13 protein-coding genes and 1 pseudogene are annotated in these 17,234 nt (G+C 64.6%); 5 read left to right on the forward strand and 9 right to left on the reverse strand.

The window, feature by feature from the left end; translation table 11 throughout:
* Positions 1-110: 110 nt before the first annotated feature.
* Entirely contained in the window at positions 111-1,250 is a 1,140-nt protein-coding gene (locus DNJ95_RS16065; RefSeq protein ID WP_131185739.1) for a TDT family transporter, read from the reverse strand.
* Between the two features lie 110 nt (positions 1,251-1,360).
* Between DNJ95_RS16065 and DNJ95_RS16070 the strand changes: the two genes are divergently transcribed.
* The 3 genes from DNJ95_RS16070 (at position 1,361) to metK (ending at position 4,510) form a co-directional block, all read left to right on the forward strand.
* Positions 1,361-2,242 (forward strand): LysR family transcriptional regulator, encoded by an 882-nt coding sequence (locus DNJ95_RS16070; RefSeq protein WP_131185740.1) that lies wholly within the window; start codon positions 1,361-1,363, stop codon positions 2,240-2,242.
* A 73-nt stretch (positions 2,243-2,315) separates the two neighbouring features.
* A complete protein-coding gene (locus DNJ95_RS16075; protein WP_131185741.1) occupies positions 2,316-3,323 on the forward strand; it encodes an ArsR/SmtB family transcription factor in 1,008 nt (335 codons plus the stop codon).
* Positions 3,320-4,510 carry a methionine adenosyltransferase gene (metK, locus tag DNJ95_RS16080; RefSeq protein WP_131185742.1) on the forward strand — a complete coding sequence of 397 codons (1,191 nt, stop codon included), beginning with the start codon at positions 3,320-3,322 and terminating at the stop codon, positions 4,508-4,510. Before DNJ95_RS16075 ends, metK begins: the two co-directional genes overlap by 4 nt.
* A gap of 218 nt (positions 4,511-4,728) precedes the next feature.
* On the opposite strand, the gene DNJ95_RS16085 is transcribed toward metK, so the two are convergent.
* The 6 genes from DNJ95_RS16085 to DNJ95_RS16110 all read right to left on the reverse strand — a co-directional run bounded on the left by DNJ95_RS16085 (position 4,729) and on the right by DNJ95_RS16110 (position 12,035).
* Complete coding sequence (locus DNJ95_RS16085; protein WP_131185743.1) at positions 4,729-5,109, reverse strand: diacylglycerol kinase; 381 nt, start codon at positions 5,107-5,109, stop codon at positions 4,729-4,731.
* Between the two features lie 122 nt (positions 5,110-5,231).
* Positions 5,232-7,076 (reverse strand): sulfatase-like hydrolase/transferase, encoded by a 1,845-nt coding sequence (locus DNJ95_RS16090; protein WP_131185744.1) that lies wholly within the window; start codon positions 7,074-7,076, stop codon positions 5,232-5,234.
* A gap of 125 nt (positions 7,077-7,201) precedes the next feature.
* Entirely contained in the window at positions 7,202-8,041 is an 840-nt protein-coding gene (locus DNJ95_RS16095) for an alpha/beta hydrolase (RefSeq protein ID WP_131185745.1), read from the reverse strand.
* 10 nt (positions 8,042-8,051) lie between these two features.
* A complete protein-coding gene (locus DNJ95_RS16100) occupies positions 8,052-10,442 on the reverse strand; it encodes a TonB-dependent siderophore receptor (RefSeq protein ID WP_131185746.1) in 2,391 nt (796 codons plus the stop codon).
* A 140-nt stretch (positions 10,443-10,582) separates the two neighbouring features.
* Entirely contained in the window at positions 10,583-11,521 is a 939-nt protein-coding gene (locus DNJ95_RS16105; protein WP_131185747.1) for a FecR domain-containing protein, read from the reverse strand.
* Between the two features lie 4 nt (positions 11,522-11,525).
* The gene (locus tag DNJ95_RS16110; RefSeq protein ID WP_131185748.1) at positions 11,526-12,035 is read right to left on the reverse strand and encodes a sigma-70 family RNA polymerase sigma factor; all 510 of its coding nucleotides are present in this window, start codon (positions 12,033-12,035) and stop codon (positions 11,526-11,528) included.
* A gap of 315 nt (positions 12,036-12,350) precedes the next feature.
* On the opposite strand from DNJ95_RS16110, the gene mntP reads away from it, so the two are divergent.
* Positions 12,351-12,917, forward strand: a complete 567-nt coding sequence (mntP, locus tag DNJ95_RS16115) for a manganese efflux pump MntP (RefSeq protein ID WP_131185749.1) — start codon at positions 12,351-12,353, stop codon at positions 12,915-12,917.
* 171 nt (positions 12,918-13,088) lie between these two features.
* Here mntP and DNJ95_RS16120 read toward each other — a convergent pair whose 3' ends face one another.
* Positions 13,089-13,850, reverse strand: coding sequence for an ABC transporter permease (locus DNJ95_RS16120; RefSeq protein WP_131185750.1), 762 nt, complete (start codon positions 13,848-13,850; stop codon positions 13,089-13,091).
* Complete coding sequence (locus DNJ95_RS16125) at positions 13,847-14,773, reverse strand: ABC transporter ATP-binding protein (RefSeq protein ID WP_131185751.1); 927 nt, start codon at positions 14,771-14,773, stop codon at positions 13,847-13,849. The genes DNJ95_RS16120 and DNJ95_RS16125 overlap by 4 nt, the downstream gene beginning before the upstream one ends.
* A 572-nt stretch (positions 14,774-15,345) precedes the next feature.
* Between DNJ95_RS16125 and ligB the strand changes: the two are divergent.
* Positions 15,346-16,998: pseudogene (ligB, locus tag DNJ95_RS16130) on the forward strand (NAD-dependent DNA ligase LigB); the annotation flags it as partial.
* Between the last annotated feature and the right edge of the window lie 236 nt (positions 16,999-17,234).

Consider the following 17,234-nt stretch of genomic DNA (forward strand, 5'->3'; position numbering starts at 1 on the left):
AGCAGGCCGTGCGGGGCAATCGAAGAAAGTGCCGGGAGGGCAATACGTACGGCCAGCCCCGCCCCGGCACATGGCTCTCGCCCCCTGTCGAGCACACCGGTTCCGCTCGTTCAACCGCGCAGTGCCGTGCTATTCGCCGGCATCAGGCAAGGCGCGCGGAACAGCTCGCCATGCCAGATGCCGGCCAGGGTGCGCAGCAGCACCAGCAGCCAGACGGCTGCCAATTGCGCGGCAAGCAGCAAGCCGATCAGTCCGAATGCCGCCATGCCGGTCAACGCCTGCAACTCGAAGGTGGCCAGGGTGAAGACCCCGAGCGGAAAGGTGAAACCCCACCAGCCCAGGTTGAACGGCATGTCGTCGCGCAGGTAATGACGGGTGAACAGCGTCGCGGTCAGCAGCCACCAGAGCCCCGCGCCCCACAGCGCCAGGCCACCGAGCAAGCCCAGGTCACGCGCCAGCTCGGCGGCGCCGAGCAGCGGCGTACCGGCGAACGCCAGCGGCGCCACCTGCCCCATGCCCAGCAGCCCCAGGCAACCGGTGGCCAACGGCCCCAACGGCAACCAACTGGTGGCGGCGAAATCGGTGCCCGGTAATTTGTGCAGCGCCAGGCGCAGCAGCACCAGGGTAATCAACGCGAACGCCAGGGCCAGCGACATACCCCAGAGCACGAAACCGACCACCAGCAATTGCCGCGCGGCTTCCGGCGCCAGCTGCGGCACCAGCGCCGCCGCCGTGCTGGCGGCCACCTCGGGCGCCACGATGGGCAGCAGCCAGACGGCGGTGAGCTTCTCCAGCGCATGGCTCTGCCGGGTGAACATCAGGTAAGGCACGACCAGGGCGGCCAGCAGCGCCAGCGCGGCATCCAGCCACCACAGGGCCAGCGCCAGCGCATGCACGGACTCGCCCCAGCGCGGCACGCCGAACAGCAGCAAGCCCTTGATCAGCACCGCCAGCCCCATGGGAATGGCGCCAAGGAACATCGACTGCACCGGATGCAGCAGCATGGGTTTCACCGTATCGCGAAACAGCAGCAGGCGCGCCAGGAACAGCAGCGAGAACACCGCGAACAGCAGTACGCCGAAGCCCCAGAGCCCCTCGGACAACCCCCTGAGAACAGGCAGGCGCCAGGGCAACTGCGCAACCACCAGGGCCAGAACGCCGGTGCCCATGGTCATGGCGAACCAGTTGGGAGTGAAGTGGCGAATGAAAGCCAGCGGCTCGGGCAAGCGGCTGAAAGGATGATAAGGCATGGCCAGGGACTCCCGAGGCTTGAAATGACGGGGTCCAGCCTATGGAACGGCTTGCCATATTAAAAATACATATCCAGTATGAAATCCATATCTTCATATTATGGTTTGCCATGAACCTGCATCACCTCAGGATCTTCCTCGTCGTCGCCGAAACCGGCAGCATCAGTGCCGGCGCCGAACGCCTGCATATCAGCCAGCCAGCCGTGACCCGGGAAATACGCGAGCTGGAGGAAAGCCTCGGGCAGCGCCTGTTCGACCGCCAGCCCCGTGGCGTACGCCTGACCGAAAGCGGCCAGCGCCTGCTGCACTATGCCCAGCGCATCTTCAATCTGGAACAGGCGGCCGAGCGCGACCTGAGCGACTTCGCCCAACTGGAGCAGGGCGAGTTGCGCCTGGGGGCCAGCGCCACCCTGGGCGCCTACCTGCTGCCGCCCTTGATCGGGCGCTTCCGCCAGCGCCACCCGCAGGTCTTCGTCAGCCTGGCCATGGACAACACCACGGGCGTCACCCGCCAACTGGACGATGGCCTGATCAGCCTGGGGCTGGTCGAAGGCCCCTTCGCCCGCGATGCCTACGCCCACCGCCTGCTGGCCCAGGATCCGCTGCTGCCGGTGGTGGCCGCCCATCATCCGCTGGCGGCGGCCAAGCGCCTGCCTGCCAGCAGCCTGCAGGACTACCCGCTGTACCTGCGCGAACCCGGTTCCGGTACCCGCAACAGCATCGAGCAGGCTTATCGCAGCCATGGCCTGGAACCGCGGGCACACATGGCCATCGGCAGCACCGAGGCGCTCAAGCGGTTGCTGCTGGATGGCCAGGGCATCGCCTGGCTGTCCGGGCATGCCCTGGAGCGGGAACTGTCCAGCGGCGAACTCCGGCAACTGGCGGTATTCGATCTGCGCATCGAGCGCGATTTCCACGTGCTCTGGCGCCAGGGTGTCAGCCTGAGCCCGGCCCCTTCGGCCTTTCTCGCGCTGAATGGAATAAGCCCATAACCGGCCACGCTATATCAAAATTTCTTGATATGGCTGTTGCTGTACGAAAAGTGCCCGACTAGACTGCGGCCTCATGAGACTTCGCGCGCACCAGACGGACTTCGACCCCTGCGACGACCTTGCCAGCCTGTGCAAGGCCGGCGGCGACCCATTGCGCCTGAACGTCCTGCGCGTGCTGGCCAACGACTCCTTCGGCGTACTGGAACTGGCACAGATTTTCGCCATTGGCCAATCCGGCATGAGCCATCACCTCAAGGTGCTGGCCCAGGCCGGGCTGGTGGCCACCCGCCGGGAAGGCAACGCCATCTTCTATCGCCGCGCGCTACCTGGCGGAGCCCTGCACACGGCGCTGCTGGAGGAGGTCGACGCCCTGCCGCTGCCCGCCGAGCTGCAAGCCCGCATCACTGCCGCGCATCGTCAACGCGCCGCCATCAGCCGCGACTTCTTCGCGCGCATGGCCAGCAGCTTCCAGGCCAGCCAGGACCTGATCGCCGGCCTGCCGCAGTACCGCGACAGCCTGCTGGCGCTGCTCGACACCCTGCACTTCGCGCCCGAGGCGACAGCCCTGGAAATCGGCCCGGGCGATGGCGCCTTCCTCCCGGAACTGGCGCGGCGCTTCGCCCGCGTCACCGCGCTGGACAACAGCGAGGCCATGCTCGAACTGGCGCGCCAGCGCTGTATCGAGGGGAGGCTCGGCAACGTCGAACTGAGGCTGGCCGACGCCCTGGATACGGCCCGGCAGGAGCCTGCCGACTGCGTGGTGCTGAACATGGTCCTGCACCACTTCGCCACCCCCGCCGAGGCCTTCCGCCAGTTGGCGGACAAGGTCAAGCCAGGCGGCAGCCTGCTGCTCAGCGAATTGTGCAGCCACGACCAGAGCTGGGCCCGCGAGGCCTGCGGCGACCTCTGGCTCGGCTTCGAACAGGGCGACCTGGCGCGCTGGGCCGCTGGCGCCGGCCTGGAGCCCGGAGAAAGTCTCTATATTGGCCTGAAGAATGGCTTTCAGATTCAACTGCGGCACTTCGCCAAACCCTCCCCGCGAAGCGTCACCGCCTACGGCAAGAAAGGAGCCGATAAATGAGCGAATACTCCCTGTTCACCTCCGAGTCCGTGTCCGAAGGGCACCCGGACAAGATCGCCGACCAGATTTCCGACGCGGTGCTGGACGCCATCATCACCCAGGACAAGCACGCCCGCGTGGCAGTGGAAACCCTGGTCAAGACCGGCGTGGCCATCGTCGCCGGCGAAGTCGCCACCAGCGCCTGGGTCGACCTGGAGCAGATCGTCCGCGATGTCATCTCGGACATCGGCTACACCAGCTCCGATGTCGGCTTCGACGGCGCCACCTGTGGCGTGTTGAACATCATCGGCAAGCAGTCGGTGGACATCGCCCAGGGCGTCGACCGCGCCAAGCCGGAAGACCAGGGCGCCGGCGACCAGGGGCTGATGTTCGGCTACGCCAGCAACGAGACCGACGTGCTGATGCCGGCGCCGATCCGCTTCTCCCATGCCCTGGTCGAGCGCCAGGCCGAAACGCGCAAATCCGGCCTGCTGCCGTGGCTGCGCCCGGACGCGAAATCCCAGGTCACCTGCCGCTACGAGAACGGCAAGGTGGTCGGCATCGACGCGGTCGTGCTGTCCACCCAGCACAACCCGGATGTCAGCTACAACGACCTGCGCGACGGTGTGATGGAATTGATCGTCAAGCATGTGCTGCCTGCCGAACTGCTGCACAAGGACACCCAGTTCCATATCAACCCGACCGGCAAGTTCGTCATCGGCGGCCCGGTCGGCGACTGCGGCCTGACCGGGCGCAAGATCATCGTCGACACCTACGGCGGCATGGCCCGCCACGGCGGCGGCGCCTTCTCCGGCAAGGACCCGTCCAAGGTCGACCGCAGCGCCGCCTATGCCGGCCGCTACGTGGCGAAGAACATCGTCGCCGCCGGCCTCGCCGAGCGCTGCGAGATCCAGGTGTCCTACGCCATCGGCGTGGCCCAGCCGACCTCCATCTCGCTCAACACCTTCGGCACCCACAAGGTCGCCGAGGACAGCATCATCGAGCTGGTGCGGGAAGTCTTCGACCTGCGCCCCTACGCCATTACGCGCATGCTCGACCTGCTGCACCCGATGTATCGCGCCACCGCCGCCTACGGCCACTTCGGCCGCACGCCCGAGCAACTGACGGTCGGCGACGACAGCTTCACCAGCTTCACCTGGGAGCGCACCGACAAGGTCGAAGCCCTGCGCGCCGCCGCCGGCCTGTAACAACCAGGTCTTTCAACGTCTTTGAATAAAAGGTCAAGCGCCTTCATTGCGCATGCTGCCGAGGCCAGTGTTCGTTCGAATCCTGAGTGAACTCGTAGGATGGGTTGAGCGCAGCGATACCCATCGAGTGCCTGCCCTGGGTATCGCTGCGCTCAACCCAGGCTACCAGCTCAAGACGAGGCTGAAACAAGCATCAAGGCGATAACCGCGGTAAACGGCTACAGCAGGATGCAGCCCCACACCAGCGCCACCATCAGCAGCCCGACCAATTGCGCCGCGCTGCCCATGTCCTTGGCGCGCTTGGAAAGCGGGTGCAGTTCGAGGGAAACGCGATCGACCACCGCCTCGATGGCCGAATTGAGCAGTTCGATGGCCAGCGTCAGCAGCAACACCAGGACCAGCAGCGCCCGCTCGGCGCGGCTGACATCCAGCAGAAAAGCCACCGGCAGCAACAGCAGGTTGAGCAGCAACAGTTGCCGGAACGCCGCCTCACCGAAAAACGCCGCGCGCAGCCCGGCCAGGGAATAGCCGAAGGCACGCAGGATACGCACCACGCCTCGGCGGCCCTTCAGGCCGCTGGCGTCGCTGGAATTGTGCATGGATGCTCCCTTGTCGGACGAATGGACGATGGCCGCAGGCTGGAAGTCTCAGGGTGCGCCGTGCGCACCGGCACAACGCGATGTACGGCGCACCCGGCTCGCGGGCAAGCCCGCGACTGCGATCAATGTGCCAGGAAACGGCGAATACCCTGCAATTCACTGCGAATCCGCGGCATGAAGCCTTGCAGCACCTTCGAGAGATCGCCGACCGGCCGGTCGCTGGCCGAACTGGCCTGCATCGGCAGCATGCTACCGCTGGTGAACGGCAGCACCACCTTGTGTTCCTCGCCGAGGAACGCCAGGCGATCCCAGTCTCCCGCCACCAGCAACCGCTGGGCGGTGGGGCTGAACAGGCTCTGGCCGATGCTGTAGTCATGCACCGGGTTACGCACGCCCAGCAGCGGCATCAGCGTCGGCAGCAGGTCGACGTGGCTGGTGCGCATGTCCTCCCGCCGCGCCTCGCGCCCCGGCACCCAGAGCACCAGCGGTACGCGCAACTGGGCATCGACGAAGGAAGAGTTGTGCCCCCAGCGGCCATTGTCCATGAACTCCTCGCCGTGGTCGCCGGTGATGACCAGCAAGGTGTCGTCCATCAGCCCGCGCCGCTCCAGGTGGTCGATGACCCGGGCGATCTGCCCGTCAAGGTGGTGCACGGCATTCAGGTAGCGCTTGTGAATCCCGCCGATATCGCGCTCCAGGTTCATGTTGGCGTAGTTGAGGTCGGGCAGGTAATCCGGCTCGATCACCGACTCCGGCGGGAACTCGTAGTTGGCATGGGGCGACTCGAAGAACATGAACGTCATGAAGGGCCGCTGCGCATCGCGCTGGTCGATGAAGCCCAGCAGGTCCTCGACATTCTTGCGGTCGCGCTGCCAGCCCGGGCCCTGGTCGTAGGCCTGCATCTGCTCGGGCGGTACCTTGACGAACAGCGTCTTGTCGAACTCCGGATAACTGAAGCGGGCGCTGGTGAACAGCCTCATCTGGTAGTCCTGTCGCTGCAGCACGTCGATCAGCGGGCTGCCGACACGGGCATCCAGCACCGGGAACCAGAGGTTGGCCGGCAGCCCGTAGAACTGGCTGAACATACCGATACGGGTGCCATTACCACCGGAGAAGTGCCGAGTGAAATGCTGAGCGCGCTCGGCGAAGGCGCTGGTCTGTGGCATCACCCGTGGCGTCAGGCTGTCGGCCCGCCAGGACTCGGCCACCAGCCATACCACGTTCAATGGCTTGCCCGGCGGCTCGATACGCAGCGGCACCTGCGGGTAATCGAGCTGCCCCTTAAGCGCGACATTCTCCACTTCAAGGCGCTGTGGCCGCTCCAGGCCCAACCGCTGCTCCAGCAGGCGGCGCATGGTCAACGGCTGGTAGAGCGGCATGCGCTGGGCAGTCTCCAGCAGCGGGCTGTAGCCATAGAAGTGACTGATGCCATAGCCGACCCGCTCGCCCAGGGTGGCCAACAGGAACAACGGCAACACCCACAGCCATCGGGGCGTCGGCAGTGACGGACGCCAGCGGCTGGCGAAAGCGGCCAATATCCGCAACAGCGCCTGTCCGACGAAACAGGCCGCAGCGATAAACGCAAAACCGACCTGGCTGGACTCGGACGAGCCCAGCGCGGCGATGCCGCCCGGCGTGGTGACGATATTCCAGACGAAGCCGTTGAGGTGGAAGCCATACAGCGACCACAACAGGCCATCGGCATAGATCAGCAGTTGCAGCAGGCCCGCCAGCAGCACCGAAACCACCAGCCCAATCGTACGCGACAGCGGCGCGAGCAGACGCCCGAACAACCAGAGCGGAGCGATGAACAAAAGGGCATAGCTGCCCAGCAATACACCCTGGTACAGCGCCAGACCGGGCGTCTGCGGAGCATCGAACAGATGCCCCAGATGCAGCACGACCGCAATCCAGGTGAACAGCCAATACAGGGCATCGGCACGGCGGGGGACGATGGCGGGGGGCAAGGCGGCTTCCTCGGAGACGGAGAACTGGCCGCATACAGAAGCATCCCCAGCTTAAGCCAACCTTAACCGCTCGACGATCAGCGACAAGCCACACGAAACAGCCTGCCGCAAGTCGACCCAAGCGCTCAGAAACGCCGGGTACGCAGCAACTCGTCCAGTACCCGGTTAGGCACGCGGAACGGCACCGACATATGGTCCTCGCCCGTCTCGATTTGGAAATCGCTGCGCAGACCATACTGCGACAGGTTCTCCAGACGCAGTTGCAGCGAGCGGACGTCCTGGATTTCCTGTGGCATCTCCCGATCACCGACCAGCATGGTCAGGCTGCGGTGGGTCAGGTCCAGCTTGCCCGCATGCGCCCGCTGGGTGAAAGCGCGCTCATGCTCCAGAAGATAGCGATCACGCCACCACAGGCTCGGGCTCACCGCGACCACATGCTGGAACAACTCCGGGCGGGTAAACAGGGCATAGATGCCGAACATGCCACCGAAGGACCAACCCACCAGGCTGCGCTGGTCCTGATCGACCTTGAAGCGCTGCTCGACTCTGGGCATCAGGCGCTGCTCGATGAAATCGAGAAACAGGTCCTGGCCACCCTGAGGTGGCGTATTGCGCTCGGCGGGCTGCGGTGGAGACAGGTCGAAGGCGCGTCGATCGAAGTCCAGCGGCGTATCGCTCGGATAGCCGATGCCCACCAGGATCGCACCTTTCATTTGATCCTGTGCCCGCTTGGCCGCATGGAAGCTCGGAAAATAGGCATTGGCATCGAGCAGGTAGATCACCGGATAGCCTCCGGTATAGGGCACGTCACCCTCCGGCAAGCTGATCATGATGCGGTAGTCGCGCCCCTCGGCGCTTTTCATCGTCCATTGCTCGGTGCCATCGAGTGTCACCGACTCGCCATGGGCGAACGACAGGCCGCTCAACACCATCGCAGCCAGGTATTTCAGTGCAGTACGCAACATGTCCGTCTCCTTACCAGCTATAGCTCAGACTGGTGACCAGGCTGCGCGCTTCGCCGCGATAGCAGAAGCTGTCCTGGCAGGTGATATAGCGCTTGTCCGCCAGGTTGCGTGCATTCAGGGCCAGGCGTACGCCGTCCATCCCCGCGCCGAAGTCATAGTGCACACCAGCGTCGATCAGGGTGTAAGCCTCGTTCTTCAAGGTGTTCACGCTATTGCGGTAGTTGCTGCCGGTATAGCGGGCCCCGCCGGAAAGGCCCAGGCCGAAGGGTAGACGGTAATCCAACCACAAGGCCGCCAGGTGCCGTGGCAGGTTCTTCGGTGCCTTGCCGCGGTAGTCGATATCCTTGCTGACTTCGGCATCATTGAAGCTGTAGCTGGCGGTCATGCGCAGGCTGTCACTCAGATCGGAGACGACCTCCAGTTCCAGCCCTCGCGAGACCTGCTCACCTGTCTGCAACTGGAAATTGCTGTCGGCCGGATCTCGGCTCAGCACATTGGTCTGCGTCAGGTGATAGAGCGACGCAGTGAGCATGGTGCTGCTACCCGGCGGCTGGTATTTGAGGCCGACTTCGTACTGCTCACCCTCGGTCGGCTTGAAACGCTCGCCGCTCAGGCTGCTACCACTCTGTGGCAGGAACGAGGTCGCATAGCTGGCATAAGGTGCCAGGCCATTGTCGAGCAGGTAAAGCACGCCGAGCTGCCCGGTGGTCGCCGAGTCACTGTCCTTGCTGTTGACGTCGCTGCCCCACTGATTACCGTTGAAGCGGGTATGCACCCAATCACGCCTCAGGCCGGCAGACAGACGCCAGCGGTCGAGCTCGATCTGATCCTGCAGGTAAATACCGGCGCGATGCTCAAGACCTTCCCGGTCAACCAAGACCGTGTCGGGGCGGGACACCGGCTGGTGGTGATTCGGTGCGTTACGGTCGATGGACGGCGCGGCGCCAGTGGCGTATTGCAGCTCCGTGTCGATCCAGGCGTAATCCACTCCGCTGACCAGGGTGTGTTGCAACTTACCAGTGGCGAAGCGACTCACCAGACGGGTATCGGTCGCCAGTGATGCCATATCCTCATAGCTGCCAGCGGCGGTACGGTCGAAGGTGTGACCGTCGCTCCGGACAGCGAAGTCGAGGTACTGGTTGGTGGTATCCAGTTGGCTGTAGCGCAGGTTCTGCTGCACGCTGAACGTGTCGTTGAAGGCATGTTCGAACTCGTAACCGACCGACCATTTGCGCTGCTCGAGCTTGTCGAAATACTCGTCGCCTGGCCAGAAATCCGTCAGGTAGTCACCGTCCCTGTAGAACATCGGTGAGCCGGCGGTTTCACGCTCCTGATACTGCGCAAACAGGGTCAGGCTGGTGTCATCGTCGACCTGCCAACTCAGCGAAGGCGCCAGCAGACGAGTGTCATTGTTCATCTGCTCGGTGGAAAATTCGGCATCGCGATAGATACCGACGGTGCGCACCAATACATCGCCCGCTTCATCCAGTTTGCCCCCCACGTCGAACTGCCCCTGACGGTGGTTATAGTTACCGACCTGCAACTCCATCTGGTTCTTCGCCAGCAGGCTGGGACGTTTGCTCACCCGGTTGATCATTCCGCCAGGGCTGATCTGCCCATACAGCACGGAAGCCGGGCCTTTGAGGATCTCCACACGCTCCAGGCTATAGGCTTCCAGGGCCGGCAGGGCCAGCCAGCCACTGCCGGCGTTGCGCAGGCCATCGAGGAAGTCAGCATTCTCCGTGGTCGCGAAGCCGCGCACACTGATGGTGTCGAAGCGCGGGTCCAGGCCCGAACCACCGACACGAACACCAGCGGTGTAGGCGACGGCATCCTCGACGCGGTTCACCTTGCGGTCGGCCATCTGCTCGGCAGTGACCACGCTGATGCTCTGCGCGGTTTCCAGGATCGGCTTGTCACTCTTGGCCGCGCTGCTGGCGTTGCTGGCGAAATACCCAGGAACAGGTGCAAAAGCACTCTGCGCAGCCTTGCCTTCGATACTGGTCGGTGCAAGTTGCAGGCTGGCATCACCCTCCGTGAGCGCCTGCAACGAGTAATTTCCATCGCCCTTGTCCACCAGCACATAACCACTGCCCGCCAGCAGGCGCGCAAAACCCTGACGCAGGCTGTAGTCGCCTTGCAGACCTGGGCTGGTCTTGCCAGCCAGCGGCGCGGGGTCGAAGGACAGCGCGATACCGTTGGTCGCCGCGAAGCGGGTCAACGTCGCAGCCAGCGGCCCGGACGGAATGCTGTACTGGCGACTCTGCGCCACCTCGGCAGGCAATTGCTCGGCCAGCAAAGGAGCGCTCCCGGCCAGGGCAAGCCCCAGCAGGGCAGCGCGAATGGCAAGGCTCAGAGATGTATGACTGCGGTCGATCGGTGGGATAAGGCGGGCGCCCATGACGGGTCTCCTTGTTCGATTCCGGATGATGCGCCGTTGGCAAGGCGCGAGGGGTTCATCGGGTAAACCGAACCAAATCGAAAAAGCATTCACTCTTTTTCAACTTTATTTTCTCTGCCCTCCATTGTAAGGGCGGCCACTCACTCCAGCGGCTGAACGCTGACCCAGTAACGACTGATACGGCTGACGCGCAGCGGCAGGGTTTTCTCCAGCAGGGTCAGGGCACGTTCGTCATTGCCCATGGGGAAAGTGCCGGAAACCCGCATTGCGGCGACACCCGGATGCACCCGCAGGATGCCGCTGCGGTAGCGTGACAACTCCTCCAGCAACTGGTCGAGGCGCAGCTCGTTGGCAACGAACAAGCCACTCTCCCAGGCATCGGCATAGTCCGCGAGTGGTTCGGCAGCCTTCACTTCCAGGGGACCGAACGCGGCCTGCTGCCCTCCCTCCAGACGCAGTGCCGCGCCCTGGTGCGGCGTGATCTCCACCGCATGTTCGAACACTTCTACCCGGCTGCGCTGATCCAGCCGGCGCACGCTGAAACGGGTCCCCAGCGCCCGCACCCGGCCCTGCGCCGTCTCGACGACGAAACGCCGGGGATCGCTGGCGGTGGTGACGAGGATTTCGCCGCGCCGCAACCGTAATAGCCGCTGCCCGGCATCGAAGACGACATCCACGGCGCTGTCGGTGTTGAGCACCAGTTGGCTGCCATCGGCCAGTCGCAACGTCCGGCGCTCGCCCCTGGCGGTGTGCAGGTCGGCGCTCCAGTAGGGCAGGCGCTGCCAGGCCAGCCAGCCAGAGGCAGGCGCTGCGATCAACAGTGCCAGTGTCTGCATCGCCCGGCGCCGGCCAAGGCCCTGGAGACGCTGCAAGGCATCATGCCCCAGGGCCGAGGGCACCCGCTCGCTCATCTGCAGCAACTGCCGGGCACGCTCCCAGGCGCAGGCATGCGCCGGACTCTGCCGGCTCCAGACCTCCAGGGCCTGCTGTTCATCGTCGTCGAGCGGGCCGCTCTGCAGACGAATCACCCAGTCGGCCGCCTCGCCGGCGATGCGTGGGTCGATAGCCTGTTCGCTCATCGCCTCAACCGGCCATGATGCAGGCGATCAGTGCCTTGCGCAGGTGGCGACGCACGGTACTGAGGCTGATACCCAGGTGATCGGCGATGAGCTGGTGACCCAGCCCGTCGAACTGCGCCATGGCGAAGACCTGCCGGGTCAGCTCCGGCATGCCGGCGAGCATGGCCTCGATGCGCAACAGCGAGTCGATGATCAGGTGGCGGGTTTCCTCGCTGGGGATCTGCGCTTCCGGCAAATGGGCGATGGATTGCAGGTAGGCCCGTTCGACTTCGCGGCGGCGCCAGAGATCGATGACCAGCCCCCGGGCGATGTAACGCAGCAATGCACGCGGATCGTCGACCAGCTCACGCCGCCGACTGGCCAGCAGGCGCAGGAAGGTATCCTGTGCTAGGTCGGCAGCATCGCTGGTGTTGCCCAGGCGCTGGCGCAACCAGCCTTGCAGCCAGGAGTGATGGTCCTCGTAGATCGTCTCGATCTGTGTATGGGGATGCTGTTCCGGAGGCAGTGCTGGCATGTACGACCCTTGGTCACTGGCTTGTTAATAAGAGTCATTATCTATTAAATAGCCGGACAATCACCACACTTCGCAACTATTTCTCCGCAAAATTTGTACGCGCCAATCACACATACGCGGAACCTCGGGTATACTCGTGCCCCTCTTTGGGGAGTAGCCAGTCATCACGCTCGTGGTGACGCCCTGGTCAACATTCTCGGCGACAGCCGTGGCCATGGCATCCAGCAGGATCGGCGAGACCAACGACAGACCTGTGCCGCAGTCGGGCGCGCAGTGTCGTGTCGTTGACTCGTAACGCCCGACTGGAGATTCACGTTGAGCCTCGTATCACTCGTTTTCCTTGCCTTCGCCATGTCCACGGACGCCTTCGCGGCCGCCATCGGCAAAGGCTCGAGCCTGCACAAGCCACGCCTGACCGAAGCCCTGCGCACCGGCCTGATCTTCGGTGCGATCGAAGCCATAACACCGCTGGTCGGTTGGCTGATCGGCCAGGCAGCAAGCCGTTTCGTCGTCGAGTGGGACCACTGGGTCGCCTTCACCCTACTGCTGCTGCTCGGCCTGCACATGATCCATGTCGGCCTGCAACCTGACAGCGAGGGAGAAGAAAAGCCCTCGCGCCACTCGTTCTGGCTACTGGCCGTGACGGCCTTCGCGACCAGCATCGACGCCCTCGCGGTCGGCTTCAGCCTGGCCTTCGTCGAGGTCAACATCTTCGTCGCGGCGCTCGCCATCGGCCTGGCCACCACGCTGATGGTGACCATTGGCACCATGCTCGGGCGCGTGCTGGGCGCAGTGATCGGCAAACGTGCGGAAATCCTCGGCGGTGTCGTATTGATCCTGGTCGGCAGCACCATCCTCTACGAACACCTGGCCGGCGCCTGATCCAGCGACTCCGCGGGAGCGGCACTCATCCAGTGCCGCGGTGGACAACAGCGGCGCTGCGTAGGGGGCGCCGCGCGCACCTGAACGATCGACGCCGCTACCCCTTGGAGCACCAGGCGCCCCCTACCCCAAGCACCCGGCCACCTGCCATACTCGAGCCGTGGGGTGACTCTAGTTCTTGAGCCGATACCCGGTGCGGAAGATCCTGCCGATCACCAGCAGGCACAGCAGCATGAAGCCCAGGGTCATACCCAGGCTGACCGCCACGTTGACATCGGACTCGCCGAAGAAGCTCCAGCGGAAGCCACTGATCAGGTAGACCACCGGGTTGAGCAGGGTGATCTTCTGCCACAGCGGCGGCAGCATCTCGATGGAGTAGAAACTGCCGCCGAGGAATGCCAGCGGCATGACGATCAGCGACGGCACGATCTGCAGTTTCTCCCAGCCGTTGGCCCAGATGCCGATGATGAAGCCGAACAGGCTGAAGGTCAGCGCGGTCAGCACCAGGAACAACAGCATCACCAGCGGGTGGGCGATCTGGAAGTCGACGAACAGCCGCGCCGTGGCCAGGATGATCAGGCCGAGCACGATCGACTTGGTGGCCGCCGCGCCGACATAGCCGATGACGATCTCCAGATACGAAACCGGCGCCGACAGCACTTCGTAGATGGTCCCGGAATAGCGCGGCATATAGATGCCGAACGAAGCGTTGGAAATGCTCTCGGTCAGCAACATCATCATGATCAGCCCCGGCACGATGAAGGCGGCATAGCCGACCCCGCCCATATCGGCCATGCGCGAACCGATGGCCGAGCCGAACACCACGAAATACAACGAGGTGGAAATCACCGGCGTGGCGATACTCTGCAACAGAGTGCGCCAGGTACGTGCCAGTTCGAACAGGTAGATCGCTCGGATCGCATGGAAATTCATGCCGCATCCCTCACCAGGCTGACGAAGATTTCCTCCAGCGAGCTCTCCTGCGATTGCAGGTCCTTGAACTCGATGCCCTGCTCGTCCAGCGTCCGCAGCAACTCGGCGATACCACTGCTGTCGCGTTGCGCATCGAAACTGAACACCAGTTCATGGCCATCGTCCGCCAGCGCCAGCGAATACCCGGCCAGGGCCTCGGGGATAGCCGCCAGCGGCTGCTTGAGCTGCAGGCGCAACTGTTTCTTGCCGAGCTGGCGCATCAGCGTCGTCTTGTCTTCCACCAGGATGATCTCGCCCTTGCGAATGACACCGATACGGTCGGCCATCTCCTCGGCTTCCTCGATGTAGTGGGTGGTGAGGATGATGGTCACACCGCGCTCGCGCAGGCCACGCACCATGTTCCACATATCGCGGCGCAGTTCCACGTCGACACCGGCGGTCGGCTCGTCGAGAAAGAGGATGCTCGGCTCGTGGGACAGCGCCTTGGCGATCATCACCCGGCGCTTCATGCCGCCGGACAGCTCGTTGATCCGCGCATTGCGTTTGTCCCATAGCGACAGGTCGCGCAGCAGTTTTTCCAGGTATTCGGGCGCCGGCGGCTTGCCGAACAGTCCACGGCTGAACTTCACCGTCGACCAGACGCTCTCGAAGCCTTCGTTGAACAACTCCTGCGGCACCAGGCCGATGCAGGAGCGGGCGGCGCGGTAATCCGCGAGGATGTCGTGCCCATCCACCAGTACCCGGCCGGAGCCGGGATTGACGATGCCGCAGATGATGCTGATCAGCGTCGTCTTGCCGGCGCCGTTGGGTCCGAGCAGGGCGAATATCTCGCCCCGGCGGATCTCCAGGTCGATGCCCTTGAGCGCGGGCTGGCCCGATGCGTAGGTCTTGCAAAGCTGTTCGATGGAAATGACGGAAGACACGATTTTGCCCCTGCAGCATGCTGGACCGCCGATTGTAGAGAAAAGCGGCCGGGCATGCCGGCCCACCGCATGAAATCCCGCTCCATGGCCGTGGAGCCTGGAGCCTGGAGCCTGGAGCCTGGAGCCTGGAGCCCAGTACGTTGCCTCGTTGCGAGTGGATTGGCAATCGAGTGTTCGTTTTACCGTAGGCCGCTGGCGCTGGCGTCCATGACGTCGCACTCTTTTCCACAGTCGCTGCAGAAGATGGCTGTGCGGATGACTGGTGGCGGGACGGGGCCTTCGCCGCCAGGGATGGCGGCGAAGAGCTACAGGGATGTATTCACGCGTGCCCCGTCCCGCCACCAGGCATTCGCACAGGGACGATGAGCCCGAGATCGCGCTCTACGATCCTGAACTATTGCCAATCCGCTCGCAACGAGGCGGCGCACGATTATCCAGCGTCCACGGCCATGGAGCGGGATTTCATAGGATCGCCCGGAGCGAATTTCAATATCTGTGAACTGCTTCACGGACGCCGCCATACACGAGGAGCACAATTGCCGCGTCCCACAACGAGCAGGGAAGCTCACCCCATGAAATACCTCCTCCCCTGGCTTGGCTGGATTCCACTACTGGTCCAGGCCGCCTGCCCGCTCTGGCCACCCGACAGGGCCGGCGACGAAATCCTTGCACTGCACCGGCAAATCCAGGCATGGGACCAGGCCTACCACCAGCAGGGCCGCTCACCGATCGACGACGACCTATACGACCAGGTACAAGCCCGGCTGCTGGACTGGCAAGCATGCTTCCCCCGCGTGCGAACGCCAGCGGCCAGCCCGGGAGCCGCCGGCCCATTGGTCCACCCGATTGCCCATACGGGCCTGGGCAAGCTTGCCAGCGAGCATGAAGTGGAAGACTGGATCGAGCGGCGCCAGGGCGACCTGTGGATACAGCCCAAGGTCGATGGCGTCGCGGTCACCCTGGTCTATCGGGACGGGCAACTGTGGCAAGCGATCAGCCGAGGAGATGGCTATAGCGGCCAGGACTGGACCGGGCGTGCCCGGGTACTGCCGGCCATTCCCCGGAGCCTGCCGCTGCGACGGCCCCTGGTCGTCCTGCAGGGCGAACTGTACTGGCGGCTCGAACGGCATGTGCAGGCCCGCCTCGGCGGCCTCGGTGCCCGCGCCAGGGTGGCCGGCGCGATGGCAGGCAAGCGCCTGTCCGACGAAGCACGCGAGCGGATCGGGCTGTTCGTCTGGGACTGGCCGGATGGCCCGGAGTCGATGCTGGAGCGGCTGGCGGGGCTGAGCCGCATGGGTTTCGACAGCCAGCGTTTCACCATGCCGCTGCAGAGCTTCGAACAGTCTGCCAGCCAGCGCCAGCAGTGGTATCGCTCAGCGTTGCCGTTCGCCAGCGACGGCGTGGTGCTGCGCCAGGGCCGGCGCCCGCCGGCACAACGCTGGCAGGCCCGCCCACCCGCCTGGGCGGTGGCCTGGAAGTACCCGCCACGCAGGGCCCTGGCCCAGGTGCTCGCGGTCGAGTTCAGGGTCGGCAGGAGCGGCCGCCTCACCCCCCTGCTGCAACTGCAACCTGTGCAGCTCGACGACCGCAGGGTCAGCCGTGTCAGCCTGGGCTCGCTGCGGCAGTGGCAGGAGCTGGACGTGCGCCCCGGGGATCAGGTATCGGTCAGGCTTTCCGGGCAGGCCATCCCCCATCTGGATCAGGTCATATGGCGCAGCGGTGTGCGTACACCTGTGGCTGTGCCGAACCCCGCGGACTTCCATGAACTGAGCTGCTGGCGACCGATAGCGGGCTGTCGCCAGCAATTCCTGGCGCGGCTGCAATGGTTGAGCAGCAAGCAGGGGCTGGACCTTCCCGGAATCGGCAATGGCACCTGGGCCAGCCTGTTGGACGCCGGCCTGCTGCCCGACCTGCTGGCCTGGCTGGAGCTGGACCGGCAACGCCTGCTACGGGTTCCCGGCTTCGGCACCAGGAAAGTGCAGACACTGCTGCACGGCCAGGAGCTGGCACGCACCAGGAATCTCGCAACCTGGCTACGCGCCCTGGGACTGCCCGGCGCGCAACGGCTGGCAATCCCGGAAAACTGGCACACGCTGCTGGACCCCGAGTGGCAACGACGGACGGGGCTGGACGAAAAAACGCTCGGGCGTCTGCGGGCCTTCGTCGGCCACCCGGAGTTGCAAAAACTCCGGGTGGCCCTGGCCAGGGCCACCATCAGCGGCTTCAAGGCGCCGCTACCGGCAGCGCCAGACGCTCCTCCAGACGCCCCGCATCCCCCAGCCAGCCCTGGGCCTGGCGTTGCAACCAGTCTTGCGCGGAAACCCGCTGCTTCAGGCGCGCATCGAGGAACGCCACGCTGAGCGCCTGGATGGCGGCGATCTGCCTGTAGTCCTGCGCAGGCTCGCGGAAGCGCCCCATCCCCTCGGGAGCACGCCCCAACCGCCCACCGCCCGGCCCATTG

This window comes from Stutzerimonas kirkiae (assembly GCF_004327335.1).
Lineage (GTDB): Bacteria > Pseudomonadota > Gammaproteobacteria > Pseudomonadales > Pseudomonadaceae > Stutzerimonas > Stutzerimonas kirkiae.